Annotated in this window: 19 protein-coding genes; 6 read left to right on the top strand and 13 right to left on the bottom strand. The window is 45.1% G+C overall.

The genetic code is table 11. The annotated features are described in order from the left end of the window. Positions 1-12 precede the first annotated feature (12 nt). From virB9 to BV390_RS03620, 13 genes are all read right to left on the bottom strand, one after another. Positions 13-918, bottom strand: a complete 906-nt coding sequence (gene virB9 / locus BV390_RS03680) for a P-type conjugative transfer protein VirB9 (RefSeq protein ID WP_085396591.1) — start codon at positions 916-918, stop codon at positions 13-15. Continuing rightward, on the bottom strand, positions 918-1601 hold the full coding sequence (locus BV390_RS03675) for a VirB8 family type IV secretion system protein (protein ID WP_085396590.1): 684 nt from the start codon (positions 1599-1601) through the stop codon (positions 918-920). Before BV390_RS03675 ends, virB9 begins: the two co-directional genes overlap by 1 nt. A 221-nt stretch (positions 1602-1822) precedes the next feature. Then, on the bottom strand, positions 1823-2887 hold the full coding sequence (locus BV390_RS03670) for a TrbL/VirB6 family protein (RefSeq protein ID WP_085396589.1): 1065 nt from the start codon (positions 2885-2887) through the stop codon (positions 1823-1825). Positions 2888-2897: 10 nt separating this feature from the next. Beyond that, positions 2898-3125, bottom strand: coding sequence for an EexN family lipoprotein (locus BV390_RS03665; RefSeq protein WP_085396588.1), 228 nt, complete (start codon positions 3123-3125; stop codon positions 2898-2900). Positions 3126-3136: 11 nt separating this feature from the next. Further along, entirely contained in the window at positions 3137-3841 is a 705-nt protein-coding gene (locus BV390_RS03660; protein WP_085396587.1) for a TrbJ/VirB5 family protein, read from the bottom strand. Between the two features lie 20 nt (positions 3842-3861). Beyond that, positions 3862-6606 carry a VirB4 family type IV secretion/conjugal transfer ATPase gene (locus BV390_RS03655; RefSeq protein WP_085396586.1) on the bottom strand — a complete coding sequence of 915 codons (2745 nt, stop codon included), beginning with the start codon at positions 6604-6606 and terminating at the stop codon, positions 3862-3864. A 10-nt stretch (positions 6607-6616) separates the two neighbouring features. Further along, positions 6617-6910, bottom strand: coding sequence for a TrbC/VirB2 family protein (locus BV390_RS03650; protein WP_085396585.1), 294 nt, complete (start codon positions 6908-6910; stop codon positions 6617-6619). Then, positions 6910-7614 carry a lytic transglycosylase domain-containing protein gene (locus BV390_RS03645; RefSeq protein ID WP_085396584.1) on the bottom strand — a complete coding sequence of 235 codons (705 nt, stop codon included), beginning with the start codon at positions 7612-7614 and terminating at the stop codon, positions 6910-6912. The genes BV390_RS03650 and BV390_RS03645 overlap by 1 nt, the downstream gene beginning before the upstream one ends. Before the next feature lie 71 nt (positions 7615-7685). Continuing rightward, positions 7686-7919: a hypothetical protein gene (locus BV390_RS03640; RefSeq protein ID WP_085396583.1), complete on the bottom strand. Its 234-nt coding sequence runs from the start codon at positions 7917-7919 to the stop codon at positions 7686-7688. A gap of 391 nt (positions 7920-8310) precedes the next feature. Continuing rightward, the gene (locus BV390_RS03635) at positions 8311-8520 is read right to left on the bottom strand and encodes a TraR/DksA family transcriptional regulator (RefSeq protein ID WP_085396582.1); all 210 of its coding nucleotides are present in this window, start codon (positions 8518-8520) and stop codon (positions 8311-8313) included. Further along, positions 8510-9094: a DUF2857 domain-containing protein gene (locus tag BV390_RS03630; protein WP_085396581.1), complete on the bottom strand. Its 585-nt coding sequence runs from the start codon at positions 9092-9094 to the stop codon at positions 8510-8512. Before BV390_RS03630 ends, BV390_RS03635 begins: the two co-directional genes overlap by 11 nt. Positions 9095-9213: 119 nt before the next feature. Further along, positions 9214-9405 (bottom strand): AlpA family transcriptional regulator, encoded by a 192-nt coding sequence (locus tag BV390_RS03625; protein WP_085396580.1) that lies wholly within the window; start codon positions 9403-9405, stop codon positions 9214-9216. Between the two features lie 145 nt (positions 9406-9550). After that, positions 9551-10477 carry a hypothetical protein gene (locus BV390_RS03620; RefSeq protein ID WP_085396579.1) on the bottom strand — a complete coding sequence of 309 codons (927 nt, stop codon included), beginning with the start codon at positions 10475-10477 and terminating at the stop codon, positions 9551-9553. Between the two features lie 922 nt (positions 10478-11399). Here BV390_RS03620 and BV390_RS03615 point away from each other — a divergent pair. From BV390_RS03615 to BV390_RS03590, 6 genes are all read left to right on the top strand, one after another. Further along, positions 11400-12413 (top strand): amino acid--tRNA ligase-related protein, encoded by a 1014-nt coding sequence (locus BV390_RS03615; protein ID WP_085396578.1) that lies wholly within the window; start codon positions 11400-11402, stop codon positions 12411-12413. Between the two features lie 16 nt (positions 12414-12429). Beyond that, on the top strand, positions 12430-13380 hold the full coding sequence (locus BV390_RS03610; protein ID WP_085396577.1) for a TauD/TfdA family dioxygenase: 951 nt from the start codon (positions 12430-12432) through the stop codon (positions 13378-13380). Then, positions 13377-14615: an ATP-grasp domain-containing protein gene (locus BV390_RS03605; protein WP_085396576.1), complete on the top strand. Its 1239-nt coding sequence runs from the start codon at positions 13377-13379 to the stop codon at positions 14613-14615. Before BV390_RS03610 ends, BV390_RS03605 begins: the two co-directional genes overlap by 4 nt. Further along, the gene (locus BV390_RS03600; protein ID WP_085396575.1) at positions 14596-15813 is read left to right on the top strand and encodes an MFS transporter; all 1218 of its coding nucleotides are present in this window, start codon (positions 14596-14598) and stop codon (positions 15811-15813) included. Before BV390_RS03605 ends, BV390_RS03600 begins: the two co-directional genes overlap by 20 nt. After that, complete coding sequence (locus tag BV390_RS03595) at positions 15810-16517, top strand: aspartate/glutamate racemase family protein (protein WP_085396574.1); 708 nt, start codon at positions 15810-15812, stop codon at positions 16515-16517. Before BV390_RS03600 ends, BV390_RS03595 begins: the two co-directional genes overlap by 4 nt. Positions 16518-17460: 943 nt before the next feature. Continuing rightward, positions 17461-18039, top strand: a complete 579-nt coding sequence (locus tag BV390_RS03590) for a TetR/AcrR family transcriptional regulator (RefSeq protein WP_085396573.1) — start codon at positions 17461-17463, stop codon at positions 18037-18039. The last annotated feature ends 1 nt before the right edge of the window (position 18040 follow it).

Here is an 18040-nt window from a genome sequence, read left to right as displayed (position 1 = left end):
ACTCCTTAGCCGTCAGTGGGTTGCGGTTTTTTCCACCCGTTCGACCTGCGGGGACACCGTGGCGTCATCAGCGGCCCGGACTCTGCCGAAACCACGGTTTTCCAGGCCGACCACGGCGTTACCGGAACGCAGGACCAGACGGGGAGTGACTTCCTGAATGACCAGTACAGTGAAGTTGCCTTTTCTGCGGATAGTGCTGTTAACAACCTGCTCCTGGCCGTTCAGCTCTTTGGTTACGGAGGGAATGGATTTGGCCGGGGAGAAGCCCACGAAGGTAAAGCGGCCATCGTCGTACGCGAAATCCGGGACAATCCGGACACTGTCGCGCCCCGGGTATTTAAGGTAGTCCCAGTTGCGCGGCGTCTGCGCACTGTCCAGGGCCTGCTGAATGTCGGCCTGCTGCTGTTTTTGCGTCTGTTCGCGTTGCCTGACTGTCGCCGCCTGGCGGGCTTTCTCCAGGGCTTCGCCTGGATAGCGGTAGCTCACCTCGAAAGCAGGCTGCTGCGGTGATTTATCATCAATGACGTTCAGCTCTATGTTGTATAAACGCCGGGTGGTGACAACCAGCATATTAGTGTGCCAGTCCCGGCTGTTGGGCGGGATAACCACTTGGGTGGTGTTGCCGTCCGCGCCGGGCGCGCCCTGAACCAGCGCCACCGGGCGGATATTGACCCGGTTTGCGTCCGGCGTGGCTTCCCACGCCTCCTCAAAGCCGGGTCTGGCGCTGATAACCGCCTCGTCGCTGTCAAAGACCAGCGTGGTCATGAAGCCAGGCCGGGTGCTGACGACGGTGACGTTCAGCGGGTTATAAACCACCTGCTGAACGCGGGCATCAAAGCGGCTTCTCTGCGGGATGGCCGCGCTCCATGCCGTGCCGCACATCATCAGTACCAGCGCGAAAAGAATGCTGCGTTTCATTATTCACCTCCCCGGATTTCACGGTCCACCTGCCAGCTGGTCACGGTAAACCCGAAAGGATTCACCTCCCGCTCCGTATCGCTCATCTCCCTGCCGGGGTCGGAATGGAACGTCAGGCGGGCATCCCAGTATTCGGTGCGGGTGCTGTTGTCCGCGAGGCGGCGGATAGTCTTTTTGTAGCGGAGGGTGGCGACTTTATCGGGGGCAGTACCATCGGTGAGCTGGTTTGACAGGACGTCGATTTGCACGGCATGCGCCCCGTTCTGGTACACCTTGTCCGGGGCCTCTTTACCGGCATACAGCGCCAGATAGTCATCGTTGACCTGCGGGCTGTTGTAAATCTGTACCGTCCTGTAGTCATCCTGGAGGGAGGGATAAACATACCGTTCACGCAGTCTGACGTAGCTGGCGGTCATCGCCTTCTGATAAGCGTCCTCCGCCGTCAGGCTGGTCTTTGATGCGCGGGTGACGTGCTCCACCCGCCCGGTATGATTATCCACGGTGTACAGTTCAACGACCGTCTGTTTCAGGGGTAGTATCAGCACCACGGCGATGAGCGCCAGTACGGCGATAAGCAGGCCCACGCCGCCGGTGATAAACCCGGCTTTCATGACGCGTTTGTCCCGCTCAATCATCTGCTGCTCAAAGGTACGGGAATCCGCAATAAGGGTCTGTTCACTCATGATGGTTTAACTCCGCCATAATCTGAGGGGTATTCACAGGCGCTCCCTGCCCGCTGAATGCCGGGGGATAAGTGGACCGGGCGCAGCCGGAAAGCACGCACAGCAAAGCCAGCGCAAGCAGGCGTTTCATAGGATTTTTCCTCAGTGAGATCAGTGGAATGAAAACAGGGCTATGTTTTCACCAGGGGGGAACGGGGAATTTTTGATCAGGGAAGACAAGTTTAATGATGGAATTTCTGAATGGCGGCTTCTCTTGAGTGAGCCAGTCGCCGGGCTTCATTGCGGGCGATCATCTGCTCAATCGCATATTTACGGGCTTTAGCCGCGCTGTATCCGGGACCGCTGCCGGGTTTACCGGCGTTTGCATCACGCCAGCCCCGGATGTTGTCCTGGATGGCGCGGGTTGTCTGCTTCCCTGCGCCTGCGGCCAGTTTTCCGGCACCAAACATCCCCGCGCCGATACCCACAGCGGCCAGCCCCTGCATGGAGACGGTGGCACTTGCCCCGGCCAGGGAGGCGGCAAGTTTAGCGGAGAGATAAACCAGTATTGCCGCGCAGATACCGGCCAGACAGACCTGTGCGCCTAACTCCACAATGTTGGCTTGTGCAGATATTTGTGTTGCAATATCTAACCGCGAGTTCAAATAATTAACGACAATGCGTAGCGACAACGCAGAAAACAGAATCGTTAATATGGCGGCGAAAACATTTTGCAGCCAGTTATTAAACATGGGACGTAAAAATCCATACATCAGACAAAAGATAAAAACAGGGGCGGTAATACTCAGCAGCAGAATCATGACCTCCGCGATCATTGAAACAAAGGCTGTTACGATCATTAATACGAATATCCCGAGCCATACATAAAACTGAGCGGTCATGCCCTCATCTTTTATATAAGTTGAGTTATCCATATCGTGTAACGTCTTGCCTAAGACCTTCGATTTATCCCATAAACTATCCAGTAACTGCCATATATTATCGCTACCGGAAAATCCCTCCTTTAAGCCATTAATGGCGTCAATAACACCATCAAGATAACCGCTGACATTAGCCACAAAGGACAGGATGATTGCCATCCTCATGATGTCCCACATGACATCCTCCATTGGCGTGGACAGCTTACCCGCCAGGGTCTGGTATCCCCTCCACATGATGTAGAGGGTGGCTGACGTTGCCGCCAGCCCCACCATCATGGAGGAGTATGACATCATCAGTCCCTTCGTGGCGTCGGTGACTCCTCCTATCAGGTGTTTTTCAACACCCAGAAATACACCACCGGGCATATTAACCTCACTATGAATTCAGGTCGGGGGTGGGCGCATTTAGCTGCTGAATCTGATAATGGGCTTCATTGGCGTGTTTACAGTTTTCTGAGGCATCGCCAGTTTTCTGGCATTTCTCATATACTTCTTTTAGCTCATCAGGATGATCCCTGTACCACTGGGTCGTTTTGGCTTCTTCTTTACAGCCGCTAATGACGACGAATAATAAGGTCAGGAAAGAGAGGATTAATAAACGCATGTGAGACTCCTTTAGCCGTTTAAATCAGGGGTTGGCGCATTTAACTGTTGCTGATTCCACTGTTTAATACGCTCGTCTTCCAGCACTTTTTCACGCTTTTCTGCTACCTTCACGCTCATTTCCCACTGGTCAGTGAGCGTGTTCAACATCACTGATTTTAGCTGAATACTGTTGGCAAGGTCCTGAGACTCCTTTGAATCTTTAGAAAGTGCGATACGGTTCGAGAGACTGTTAATCTCACCGAGCGTCTGACTGACCTGCTCCTGGATTTCATCGGTCTGCTCAAACTGAATCGCTTTATTGATGACCAGTTGTTTGCAGGTATCAGCATAACTTCCCGACTGTTCCGCATTGCAGGTATCGAAAACCCGGTACTTCGCATACAGCGTATCGAACTGCCCGCTGGTGGTGCCAGAGAGCAGCAGGTCATTGAGTGTCTGGCCCGGTCTGCGCAGTTGCTCCAGATCCGATTTCAGACTCTTCGCCTGATCCACAAAGTCAGCGATATCACGGACGCCGGTGGCCGTCGCCAGCTGGTCTTTATACGCCTGGATCTGGCTCTGATAATGTTGTGCGGTCTGCATCCAGCGCTGCGCTTCTTTCAGCCATTCGGCTTCACGCAGCGGATCGGCATCCACCAGAACGGGAATACCGGCGTGCGCCAGTGGACTGGAAAATACGCACGCGAAAATCAGGGCATAAAAACGACTTTTCATCATGGTTCTCCTGTGAGTTGTCAGAGTGCCTGAGCCAGGTAAGGCTCCAGCCATTCATGCGGCTGCATCCCTTCCCGGTACAGGGAATCGAAGATTTCGAGGTTGTCGGCGCTGCCGCTCATGACCCGGGTGTATCTGCCGATACCGGAGAGATCGAGTGTCACGCGAGCGGCAAAGCGTTTTGTGTCGCCGCGCCGGAACTGATTTTTTACCACCACATACTGGCGGGCCTGCGGATCCAGAGCCTTCACCACATCGAACACTTCCGGCTCAAACTTCATGCCATCCACATAGTGAGAACGGTCAGCGCCGGGGTTGGCGGCCAGGATCTGCGTCCCGCACTGTTCAATCACGGCGGGCGCAATTTCATCCCTGATGATCTCCGCCGGGGACTGAGTACCCACAACCAGCATCCCGTTGAGTTTACGGATGGTTTTCAGTCGGTTATAGGCGAAATCCTTAAAGACCGGGTCCCGAAGCCACTTCCAGAACTCGTCCATAAAGATGACCAGCCGTCTCCCGTCGAGCAGACTGGTAATGCGGTAGAGCAGGTAAAAGGAGATCGGCGCACAGACGTCCGCATCGTCCAGAAACTCCGTGCCGTCAATGCCAAAGTTATCGCAGTGGCTGATATCGAACGTGTCTGAGGCGTTATCAAACACCCAGCCGAATTCACCCCCCTGCGCCCACTGCGACAGGCGAATATTCAGGCCGTTCTCCTGCGCCTCCCGGGTCGCAGGCTCTGGCAGATTCTCAAGTAGGCGGGTGATCCCGTGGATGCGGTACTGCGGTTCATTACTCATTACAGCCTGTACGGCGTCGTTCAGACGGCGCTCATCACGGGGCGTAATGGTTGCGCCGTTACGGGTACACAGCAGTTTCATCAACTGGTTGATGAAACTGATATTGCGTTTCGTGGGCGACAGCGAAAACGGGTTCCACCCTGTGGGATCGCCATGCGTGATACGGAAGTAGCGGCCACCTAGCGCCCGGATGTTCATTTCCGCGCCCCGGTCCTTGTCCAGATAAACGGTGGTCAGTCGTTGGGTTTTCGCATCCGGAGAAAAACTGTCCGCGCGGCCATATTTCTGCTGCATGTTTTCAAGGAACGTCATCAGCATGGTTTTACCCGAACCGTTGGTGCCGAGAATGCAGGTGCTGGCCGGGTTCTTCTCGTTGAACTCGTCCTTGTCCGCCAGCGTGTTATGCAGGTTCAGGTAGTAGCCATCCCCTGACGGGGTGCGCAGCAGGGCCATCGCATCTCCCCAGGGGGCGTGATCGCGCTTGCCGGGGTAGAAATTATGCAGCGCGGCCAGCTCCACAAAGTTCTGGCTGCTCAGTTCCCCCTTGCGGGGCCTCAGGTGATAGTTGCCGGGCAACTGCGCCATAAATGCAGCTGAAAGCGAAAGTTCAGCGGGAGCCGGTGTAATGCCGAGATTGTTCAGGGCATTGCTGATTTCACCGGTATCGGCCACCAGACTGTCCAGCGTGCGGGAAAACACCATGATGGAGAAATGGTGTTTCCCGTAGGCGATTTTCCCCGATGTCAGCAGGTCAAGCGCCACATCCAGATCCAGCCGCTGGGATACGGCATCATCATCTGAACTCATTAACAGACGGCGGGTGCGTTTGAGGGCCTTCCGGGCTTCCTCACGTGACATGCAGGTGTAAGACTGTGTGATCACATAATCGCAGGGGGCGTACAGCAGCGAGTCCATCATCCCTGTCGCCGTCTCCTCCGGGAACTCTTTCACGTCCAGCCCACGGAAATAGTGCGTACCGCTGGCGTGGTTTATCTGCCCGGACTCCGCCGAAAAGAACAGCGCCGCCGACCCCATCACCGAATACGCGGCGGCGCGGGTGACGCGCACCCTGCGCCACTGGTGCGTCAGCAGGTACTCATAAAAGGCTAACTGGGAGGAGAATACCGCGTTGCCTTCGGTGAAGGTGCCAAGAGGACGCGCAGCATAGCGAGACAATGCGGTATCGAGCGAACCTTTGATTTCCAGCATTTCCCGCAGCGCAGCGTCAAGCTCTTTCAGTTTCTGACCGTCTTTCATGCGCCTGCGCCCGGCCTTTTCCAGGCGGACAAACGGGCGGTAGCAGACAGTCAGGAACAGGCGGTTGCGGCGAAACGGATCCGCCGCCAGCGAGGCATAATAGAGGCGGCTGATTTCATCGGCGTAAGGGTTGCCGGACGCTTTATGCAGCGAGTCCGTGAACGGTTCCCGCACGTTATGGATATAAAAGGTAACCGGCATTCCCTCGAAGGAACGGATGAGTCCGTGCAACTGGTTCCGGTCAATGCTGAGGGTTTCTTCTGACTCGCAGTCAAACGGGGTGCCCGTCAGTTCCCAGGTACAGTAGAGATCACTGTGTGGTGAGCGGACAACATGCGGATGAATATGCGATGAATACGGGAGGTACTTTCTGAGCGTGGCACACTGATTCAGTTTCATGGCGTTGAGAAACTCCGTGATATCGACAGCCTCATGCTCAACGGGCATAAAGGCGGTTGCGCCAAACAGACGGTTTGCTGCCGGTTTTCCTCTTGCCCTGAGCCAGACGGCAATCAGACTGAACCGCATGGGTTCATTCCGGGTGAGCGATTTCATCACCAGAAACTCAACCGGGAGCAGTGCAAGAAAAGCGACGGAAGTCCAGACAGCGATGATGATGGTGACACCCGTGACACCCAGCAGGGGCACCATCGGCACCCCCCACAGTGCCGCCGGTCGTTTCATTGCCTTAAGCAGCTTTGCCATAGGTGACCTCTCAGCTCATCAGCAGCGCACCGATCTCACTGCCCCCGCCAATCAGGATCCCGCCGATGATGATGTAGGCGCACTGGGACAGGCTTTCGCCTTTCCAGAGCGTCTTGTAACCCACCCAGATCACGGCCACGGTGATGGTGATCGCCGCCAGACCATGAAGGCCGGTGGAGACTTTCTCCATCACGGTGTTTGCCCGCTGAAACCCGTCGGCAAACACCGGGGTTGCAGAAAAAGCCGACAGCACACCGGCAGAAACGGGGCTGGCTGCCGCCTTTAGCTTGTGGAAACGTGTCATTATTCTTCCTCCTTACGGGGTGGCTGCGGGAGACTCCGGCGCACTGACGGCGGGGAGAGTTGTGCGGTGGTGATGTTTTTCTGACGGAGGTTCGCGGGGACGCCACGGACGATGGTCCCCGGCCAGATCACGCGGGGGCGGGAAGCGTTACCGGAAGGAAAGGCTTCCGGGGGAATGGCTGCCGTTGATTTGTCCTCGCGGGTGCCGGGTACGGCATAGCGGGGAGAAACGTAACCTATCCGCTGCACATAGCTGGTCCCGGAAAAAGCCGCTTCCGGCTGTTGCCCGGTACGGAAATTGCCGGAGTAATAGCAGCTCAGTGCTCTTTTCAGGGAGCCGCCGCGCCGGTAGCAGTCGCTGAGAATGCGTTCAAAAACGGACAGATTTGTGCAGGGATCAAGCAGGTCAGCGGCAGTCACACCGTAGTGACGAAAATTGGTGCTGGTTATTTGCATCAACCCGACGGAGTAACGCCGGTCCTGTACGGCAAGGCGACGGATAATGCGCTCTGCTTCTGCCCGGCTGGCGGGCAGATGGGAGATAACAGGGTTGCCGCCGGAGATTTTTCTGGCCTTCGGGATAATCTCGGCGATGGCATAAGGGTTAAAACCAGATTCCACCCGTGCCACGTCGAGTGCCGTGGACGGATGAATACTAGCGGCGCACTGCATGGCCGCCGCCAGAAAGGCAGTGGTGGAAAGCATGATGGCCTCGGGAAACAGGCGGCATGCAGGATCTGCTGACGCTGCATGCTGTGGGATCAGAATTAGGGAGATTACTGCGCGATTTCGGCAGGATCCGTACTCTGCGACTGACTGTTTTCCTCGCGGGGTTCCAGCAGGACCAGTTTGCCGGAGACGGCAATACCGGGCGTCAGGACAATATTCAGACCGGCTTTACCGTGGTGAGCAAAGGCGACGCCGACTTTTGTCCAGTACGTGTTTTTCTCGCCCTGAGCATCCGGCTGACTTTCCTGGGCAACATACGCGTAATAAACGGGTTTCCTCATGATTGACCCTCTTTGATTAAAACAGTTGAAAATATGTTTCTTGATCACATCCCGGTTCTGCATTCCGGTTTTAACGGGTCAGCGAGAACATTCAGCGGCACCCTGAATTGTGGTTATGTGACAGCCCGTTCCTAATTTTTAAAGAGCAATACCTGGCCCGGACGAATTAACGCCCAACAGTTCAGCCATTGGGTGATGGCGCTTTCAGGATGAAGGAGGAGAATTATTTTCTGAACGGAAAAGTAAAAATGAAAATAAAAGAGTTTATCGGCGTGGAGTTAATAATGCGGAAAGAAACGGAGGAATGCAGAACATAGAATAAAGCGTCATTTGTATTTAAAAATAAATATAAAGACGTGGAGAGAAAATTCCCCACGTCTTAACGGTAAAATTAACGTCGGCGGCGTTCGAGCTTTTCCTGACATTCGGTACAGGTTGTGATACCCGGCAGCGTCTGACGTCGTTTTTCAGGAATAGGTTTACCGCATAAACGGCAATGGAATAATGATGGCGTTGCTCCCGGTTTAAAACGGTTCTGTTCAATCATCTCTTCCAGTCGCTGCTCATTAAATTCCTGATCGCGGTCGATCTCATCCGGCATTGGGAGCCCTCCTGGCAGCGGCTTCCTGTTCGAAGAGTGTGATGCGCTTCCAGACGGTGGTAAGTGACAGCCCTTCCGTCTGCGATAACAGCGTTTCGGTGACCTGCATCATGGCACCCAGCGCTTCGGAGGATTCAAGGTTATCCACCCGACATTTTTGCCATTGCCGCCAGATAACCGCATCGGTCTCTTCATCCGGTTCCGGTGTCCGGCCATTAGGCACACTGACGCCCAGCATCCGGCGACGAAGACACACGTCGTTGGAGGTGAGGCCAAAATACAGGTGAAGCAGGGCTATCGATCCGCCCTGCCGGATCGCACGATTAATCTGTTTCTGGCGTCTGTGCTCCTGTCGGGCCAGCGCCAGTAAATGATGCAGAACATCATGGCGGATACTGACGGAAACAAAGGGAGCCGCGGACCGGCTGACTATAAACAGTTCATCAAGCGATAACAGATTAAGTGCGTTCATTTCGTCAAACGTGAATCCAAGAGACTCACAGTGGCGAATATCGCCCTCTTTGAGAGCATGTAAGGCGTCGGTTAAGACGGCGTAATTAAGTGACGGGATCATCCTTTCGTCTCCTCGCGCTATATTTCAGAAACAAAAACAAGCGAATAAATAATGAAAAAAGAACCGAAGTCAGATGAATGCGCCTTTCACAAAACGTATTCATCATCGTTCGCGATTATTTATCCCTGGCGGTTACCTAATTTGACGTTGATCCACTCATCAATTTCAGATTCAAGCCAGGCCACGCTGGAAGGGCCGATCTTAATTGAATACGGGAACATGCCGTTTTTCATATACAGGTAGATTTGTGAGCGTTTCAGCCCCGTTTTTTCTTCAACCTGTTTCAGACGTAATAACTGATGTGCTGTCATAGTTTTCTCCTGTGGTGGAAATAACCGGTTAGGTCCGAAGACAACAAAAAAACACAGTGGAAGGTGCAAAGAAAGTTGATGGACCCGAATTAAGGGCGAGTAGATCCTTAATTCGGGTTATGTATAGGGAGGGATAAATACTCGGTTAGTGAGATAAGGATGTAAAAGAAGGAGAACCCCGCTCCAGTGCATTTTTCAGCGTGTCGCCGCTCAGACGATCAGTAATACCGTCATCTGAAGCCCACTGTTCAAAAATGGACAGGAGTTTATAAGGCTGCCGGATTAACGGACTAATGACCTCATTATGCTTGCAGGCCAGCCAGAACAGACGGGATAATGGCGTAGATATTCGTGTAGGCGTTGATGATTCAGACTTGTTTAAGCTGTATAAACTGATGAGCTTTTCAAGTTCAGAATAACGAATAACAATACAAGCATCCTTAGGTAAGTCATACACAGGGAAAAAACCTTTATGTTCATAGCTACTCTGACCTAAATAAAGCAAATAGTTGCTGATATCATCAGTGGTAATTTCTTGCAATTTCATAATTTGAGTTTTAATTCTATCCGCCCATGTTTTTTCTTCGTACAACTGATATAATTCTCCATTTAAAGTGACGGTAACTCCATAATTTATATCTTTTGCTCCTGATAAAGGTAGAGGGAGGTTTAAAGAATTAGCTAATAAACTTTGAACTATAACATATTCATAACCTGTTAATGGAGTATCTATAACACGTTTGGTTGGATAAATTGGCGCACCAGTAGTACTTATAATTAATCTCCGACCACTGATGAAACTTTTGGTATCTAACAAGCAAAGTCTATGTATGAATGAATTATCGATTGATCTTAATTTTAGCTTTCTTTTTACAGTATTAACCCTCATCAAATAAAATGATGATTGAAAATAAATTGACAAAAAAACAGTCCCACGTAGTGCATGGCGAAATATCTCACTCTCAGTTATAGTTTTAGTGCTTAAAGTTGTTAGTATAGACGCAGCTTCTTGTATGGTTAGCCAATTTGGCATGCTTTCACTCAAAGCTAAACTTGGTTTATATCTTTGCATAACTTTAGCTCCATTTTGGTGATAAATTACCTTGCTCTATCATCAGTAATTAAGTGCTTGCATCGTTTTTCCTTAGAGGGGCATAACAATTTGCAGGCTGGTTTTGATTTTAATTTTGGATATTTAACGGGAAAGGTATGGGTAAGTTCTTATGATATTCATTTTTATTACTTGGTCAGTGACAATATCTTCCTGCAATAATTATCTTCCATAAGGGGCAAGAGAACCTCATCACAGTTGACAAAGAAAAGAAATTAACTATTGAGACTGATGCGTAATTTCTAAAATTTCATCTACCCCGCAGGAGCAGCAAGTAACTGATACAAAGTTGCCGCGGTCACGCATGACATCAATGAGGATTTTGTATACAACACAATGCAGTACAGTGCGGTACAATAAAGTATCGTTTTTTGTATCAACTGATGTATATCTGAAACAAAAAACAAATATAATTATGTATGTTATTGATTTTAAATGTATTAATAAAAATATTGACAACCCGGGGGCAATACTACATTGTACACATAAAGCTATGTAGGTGTATATTGAACCTGCCGATAGGAGCGATAAAATGAAAAATCAAGTGTATGTGAAATCACCTGAAAACAGTTCATACCCAGCAAGACTTGGAGCAAACGGAAAAACATAAGCTTTGGTATCAATCAAAGTTATTGGGGGTTGGCTCGTTATGTGGCAGAGATTAAAAATACATTTGCCATTGCACTGGCTAACGGGAAAGTTAGAAGCCCTTTCCAATATACACATGACATAAGCTATAATTTTTCCTTTCTTTGCAGGGAAGGAGGAACTACATAAGTAGGAGAGAGTAAAGACAATTAATAGATAATGTTAGTGTTCACCTCATGTATCAGTTATTGTTATTAAAATAGACAATCTATTATTTAATAAATGCGAGGACAATATGACTAAATCTAATCTTAACTATCAAGATACATATCAGTGGACTGGAAAGATTTTAAATGGCCTACGTAAAGCAGCTTATGAAAATAACTTCCAAGAAATATTACCCAGTATTTTATCAACAAGTTTTGAACCTGGAGCAAGACACTCATTTGCAGTTCTAGGGGATAAGGATCTTCCAAAGATTCTTAGCGAAGAAGTAGCTAATGTCATTGTTCAAGGAAAAGAAAAGTACTACTTACCTGTAAGTCATGTGGTTGAAAAACAAATGTCACTTGAATTCTTAGAAAAGGTCTACTGCTTAGCACCATGCCTACGATTGGTAATGGATGGGGAAGAAAATTCAGGAAAACACTTATATAATTTCTTTCAGTTTGAAATAGAGTGGCGAACTAGCAGTATGAGTGATGTCTTCGAACAGGGAGAGAGAATATTAACCTCGTTAGCGAAAACTATTCTGGAAGATGATGATTTGAATATTACTGATACTGGTCTAAGAAATATTCAAGCATTGGCTAAAACAGGATATAAAACAATCACTTTTGCAGAAGGGCATAGACTGATAGGTAACTCATCAGATCTAAAAAGAGACTTTACACCAGAAGAGGATGAGAAGTTAACCAAGCTTTTCGACATACCATTTTGGATTTATGATTATCCTGATGGGGTACGCGATTCTATCTATCATCAAAATGAAAAAGGTTCATATGATACGTATGATCTTATGCTTCCATTTGGCTATGGTGAATTAACGACTGGAGGGATAAGACCCAAATCTGGGAAAGAGATTTTAGAACAATCCAGAAAGCTTGGAAAAGCTTATAGCAGCACTTATGCAGAATGGAAAGAAAGGTCACAAATTCAAACTGCCGGTTTTGGTATTGGGCTGGAACGTATTATTCGCTATATGTCCGGTTGTGAGTCGATACTGGATGTTGTTCAGTACCATGATCTTGGGCCAAATCGAAGAATTAATGAAAACTTCTTTGAAGAAAAAGAATCTTCATTGAAATAACTCTCGAGAGGTTCATATGAACATTAAAGAGATAAGCAAAGCGAATATAATGGATAACGTTTCACACCTAATAATCCCTGAAAAGATAAAGCAAAAGTTCAAGAAAATTTCTGGTTATGAAAACTTAAGAACTAATGAAAATATATTACTTTTATGGAAAGATATTCGCCAAATAGTAGATCCTGAAAATATCATCTCAGATCTAATTCAAAAAGAAGTCGCAACGCATGGACATGCTATAGTGTCTGGGTTTCCAGTAGATAACGATAAGCCAGAAACGCCTGTAGGAACAATGGAATATAAACCTAAAGGAGAGTATTTAACAGAGAAAACACTTATTTATCTTTCTTCGTTATTTGGAAGACCACATGCTTATATACAAGAAAACAATGGTGAATATATACACGATTTATATCCTATAAAAGGAAATGAGACAGTTGCTGCCGGTACTGGCTCTGAGGTAGACCTAGAGTTCCATACAGAAATAGCCTTTGATATCAACAAACCTGATTATCTTATACTTACAGCGGTTAGAAGTCGAAGTGATCAGAATGTACCGACGACACTTGTAAATGTCAATCCAATACTTAATAGATTAACTAATGATGAGTTAAATATTCTCCAGGAGAAAAACTTCTTCATAAGAGCACCTTATTCATTTTCAGATGGTGATGATATTTATTACCTAAGGCCATTAGCTAATTTAAATAATGGCAATGATTTTTCTTTTAATTTCAATTTCAATTCTGGTGTTACGTTTTGTGTTTCACAGAAAACAGAACAATTATTTGAAAAATTACGAAGAGAATTTAACGATAATGTTCAAAAAGCATTACTTCAACCAGGTTCTGCATTGATTATAGATAACAATAAAATGCTGCATGGTCGTTCTCTGTTTAAACCTAAGTTTGATGGTAAAGATCGTTGGTTACAAAGAATTTATGTGAAAAAAGAGGGGGTAAAATGAAAAAATATATCCTTGTTGTGGAAGCATCTTTTTTAGGTATTGAATATATAGCCGCAGCAATTAGAAAAATTGGTTGCGAGCCTATCTTTTTGACTAATTACCGTAGCCAAGAAGGAGATGCACTAGTACACCTTGCAAAGGAAAGGGCTATTTTTTGTGAAACAACTGAGTCGGAAGAAGTAATTAAGGTTGCGAAACTATTAGGCTGCCAAGATATAGCGGGAATTACTACTTTACTAGATAGTCGATTATCAGTTATAGCATCGGTAAATAAGCAACTAAATATTCCAGGGGTATCAAGCAGTCTGCTCAATTTAAAAAATAAATCATATGTAAATGATATTATTCCTGAATATGTGCCTAAATCACTAGGATTGGAATGGGGGAAGACATCAGAAAATAAAATTAAAGATTTTGTTGATAATTCAGGTATAAAAGAATATATCGCAAAACCTAGTTTCACAGCCGGCGCTATAGGTACATTTACCTTTACGAATTATAGTCAACTAAAAGAAAATTTAAATTTATCGATAGATAAAATACCCAGCCATCTTGAGCCACATAAGTATGTAATTCAAGAGTTTTTCCCTGGTGTTTTGATCAGCATTGAGGGGTATACATATAATAATATTATTGAGTTTATTGGAGCAACTAGACGATACAAATTTGGTAACACAGAAGTACAACATAAATTTCCTTATCAAGAAGAAATGGGAAGTGATGCTTATCATAAATGCCAGCACATTATCTGTGAACTAATTAATCGTTCAAATTATGAATATGGTTTTTTCCATATAGAATTTATTGTCAATGGAAATGAAGTCCGCCTGATCGATGCAAATATGGGACGGCCTGGTGGTACTAACGTCATGGAATTGATTTCATTATCATATGGTATTGATCCTGTGTTAATATTTGAACACGCTATCAGTATTGCAATTTTTCAAAAACCTACTATTGATAATAAGTTTTTTTCTGAAACACAATGTCTTGACATGACAGGGATATTATATGGTCAAAAACACACGGCCAGATTACTCAGGTTTGAATTGTCAGAAGCGAAGTCTATTCACCATTTGGCCGTGAATATGGGAACAACAGTTCCGGGGCTAGGAGAAAGCAATTGGTCTGCTATTGGGACTCTTACAGGACGTCCGGAAGATGTTTTCTATGATTTAGGAAATATAAAGCTTATAACAGATAAAGGGGTATGTGATGCGGTCATCTCAGCATAAACTTGGTGATATAACTATCGGGATTATTATAGTTCTGTTGGTTTCAATGGGGCAATTTAATAACACTCTTTTCATTCCATCACTACCTCATATGAGTGTCCCGTTAGGAACCTCAGATTCATTGTTGCAACTTTCTGTTACTTTGACACTTTTTGCATTTGGCTTTTCTCAGCTAATTTATGGGCCTCTCTCAGATTACTATGGTCGAAAGCCTATAGTAACAGCGGGGTTAATTATTTTCTTATTTGGTAATCTGGTATGTTACCAAGCTCTATCTGGTGCTGTTTTTTTAACCGGGAAAGTAATCACCGGCTTAGGCGTTGGATGCGTTGGACCTATCGCTCGGGCTATAATACGTGACTTATCTGGAGGAAAAAAGTTAGTTAAAATGATGGGAGTGCTTGTAATGTTTATGTCAATCACTCCCGCAATATCCCCCCTTTTAGGGGGGGCTATCCAAGGTTATTTGGGATGGAGATATAATTTTTTAGCACTTTCATTAATTGCTTTTATTTTTACTTTATTTGTCTATGTTAGACTTCCAGAAACTAATTCACATAAGCATGATGTTGATAATCGATTGGATTTTTCCAGCTTAATCCATAATTATAGATTAGTTATTACTCATGGGGAGTTTCTACGAATGTCTCTTCTAAACATGCTTGGATACTCAGCAGAGCTTGTTTTTCTTTTATCTTCATCTTTTATTTTACAAGACAATTTCAAACTACCTCCACAGCAATTTGGTTTAATACCCTTATTAATAGTCCCTTGTGTTATGGTGGGTAATTCTTTGGTGGCGAAATTATCTTCTTTTCTATCGGTCACAATGATTTGTGCTGTTGGTATATCGTTTGTTTTCTTTGGTGCTGTATTAATGTATAGCCTAAGTAAATTAACTGTTCCAGGAGTATTCTCTTTTGTTATCCCTATGATGATAGTTGCACTTGGTGAGGGAATTATTACACCAAGTTCAACAGCCAGATGTATGGACCTATTCGGGCATAAGGCTGGTTATGCAGGCGCAGCTATAGGGGCTATGGCTATGATAGGAGCAGGTATTATTATAGGGTTATCTACATTCAATCCTCTCCATAGTTCATCAGAAGTTTCTATTGCATTGTTGGTCATTTCGATTATTCTGTTGGTCTTATGCTTAATAAATTTCAAAAAAAATAATATGGAGATTACTTCATGAATTTTTCTATTGGTATACTAGCTGGGATGGGCCCGAGGTCAACAGGCCCATTTATTGATCAGATTATTACAGAATGTCAATTACAATATGGGGCGGTATATGATATAGATTTTCCTGAAATGCATATTATTTCTTTACCCACTCCATTTTATCCTGACAAGCTAATTGATGACAGTAAAATGTCAAGAGCTCTGACATATGGAATTTCCTCTCTGGTTTCCGTTGGAGTTTCTATAATAATAGTACCTTGTAACTTTGCTCACAAATACTATCCCCAAATGCTTGAGGCTAGTTCAGGAATTCCTGTTATCCATATAGCAGATGCAGCAATGGAATATATACCCCAAAATGCAAAAAAAATCGCAGTCGTTGGTACCGAACCAACGCTTAACAGCGGATTATATCAAAAGAGAATTTTGAATTCTGGCATGGAGTTCATATCAAACAAAGAGCTTCGTTTTCGCACAACAGAGATTATAAAACTTATTAAGGAGAGAGGTTTTAAAAATAACGATATAACGACTAAATGGTTAATGTTACTTTCTTATGTGAAATCACTTGGTGTTGATGCTGTGTTAATTGCATGTACTGATCTTAGTCCCTTAATTGAACGAGTCACTGATAAGTCATTTATATTGGTTGATACATCACGTAGTTTGGCTGCTTCGGCGGTGAAAGCATTCAGTAATCACAGGCGTCTTTAAGTCTAAATTATTTAACTATTAGAGACAGTATCATTGTTCTCTGTTAAGTTAAACTCTAACTCATATAAAAGTAACATTATTTATGGTATATTATACACTGTCTTCAAGAACTATAATTTTGACTGCCTTGTGAATAATTCAAAACAGCAATTTTACTGTTCTTGACATATTGGAAGGAAGAATAATAATTTAATTTAGTTTCAGAGTATATGGTCTCATTAATGATATAAATCCATAGCCCTATAAAAAATATTTATTTTTTCCTGACTTTGAATAGAAACTATAATACAAAACAATAAACGCAGACTTTTTATTTAACTAATTCATAAACAATATTTAATTAATACATGCTAAGAAAAAGTACACTGTGCAAAGCCTTGTAAATGTACACCTCGCGAGCTGGATTAATCCGGCTCTTTCTATGCATATCTGAGAAAAATATGCCTCATCAGAAATTTTTTGAGTTGTTACTTCTCTTGATAACATGCTTTAAGCAAACCATGTAACATTACCAAATTATTTTTCATGAACATTCATTTGTAGCCAAAAGCGGCGGGATAAATCACGTGTGTATTACATGATAAAATCAAGCGTTATGATAGATAAAACCACACCTGTGTGCCGTTTAATATATCTGGTTTTAATCTTGATTTTTTGTCTACTTGCTGAAAAATGGCGATGTGTAGGATGATAAATTGAGGAGAATTACCCGGCCGATGTTTTCGACATTAGCAGAGCATTAGGTCAACCATTGTCTGATGGAGCTCAAAACTTCGTCTCCATGGTTTTGTTTAAAGGAAGCGAAACATGGTTAACATACTGATATTGTTAGTTATTTAAATTATAGTGGATTTCAATCAAAAGGTTATATACTGTAAAATGACTTTTATGTATTATTATTGGTTTTTTTGATTAAGCGTTATGTCATTGGGGTAAATATATTATGAAATCAAAACGCTCAGACATTATTAGATCTTCAATGTGTTTGTTCAATAAAGAAGGGTTCCTGACTCCTGGAGTCGATAGAATTTCCGAAGAATCTGGTGTATCAAAGATGACTTTCTATCGTTATTTCTCTGATAAGGAATCTTTGATCAAGGTTATTTTAGAAGACAAACTCGTATCGTTCATATCTGGAATAAAAGAAAATTTGAATGCGAAACAAAGTACAAGAGAAAAATTACTATCCATATTTGAATATTATTCTTCATGGTTTAATAGTTCTGAGTTTAATGGATGTATGTTCACACGCGCAGTAGTGGAATTTGGTAATGCTAACACTGATATCGGAGATATTAATGCTAAATTCAAATCCGAATTGACAAATATTATAAGAGGGATTTTACAAGAATGCCTTAAACCTGAACCATCAGAAAGAATCGCTTTTATTATAGTAATGTTGATTGATGGTGCTATAGCTGCAACTCAATCACAAAAATATTCTAAAATGGAAAACCCACCTGCTACTCTCGCATGGATGGCAGCCAAAGCAATTATTTATTCAGAGGGAGGGGTGTTATAGC

The organism is Klebsiella sp. YJ (genome assembly GCF_002108615.1).
Lineage (GTDB): Bacteria > Pseudomonadota > Gammaproteobacteria > Enterobacterales > Enterobacteriaceae > Klebsiella > Klebsiella planticola.
This window is presented reverse-complemented; position numbering and strand designations above follow the sequence as displayed.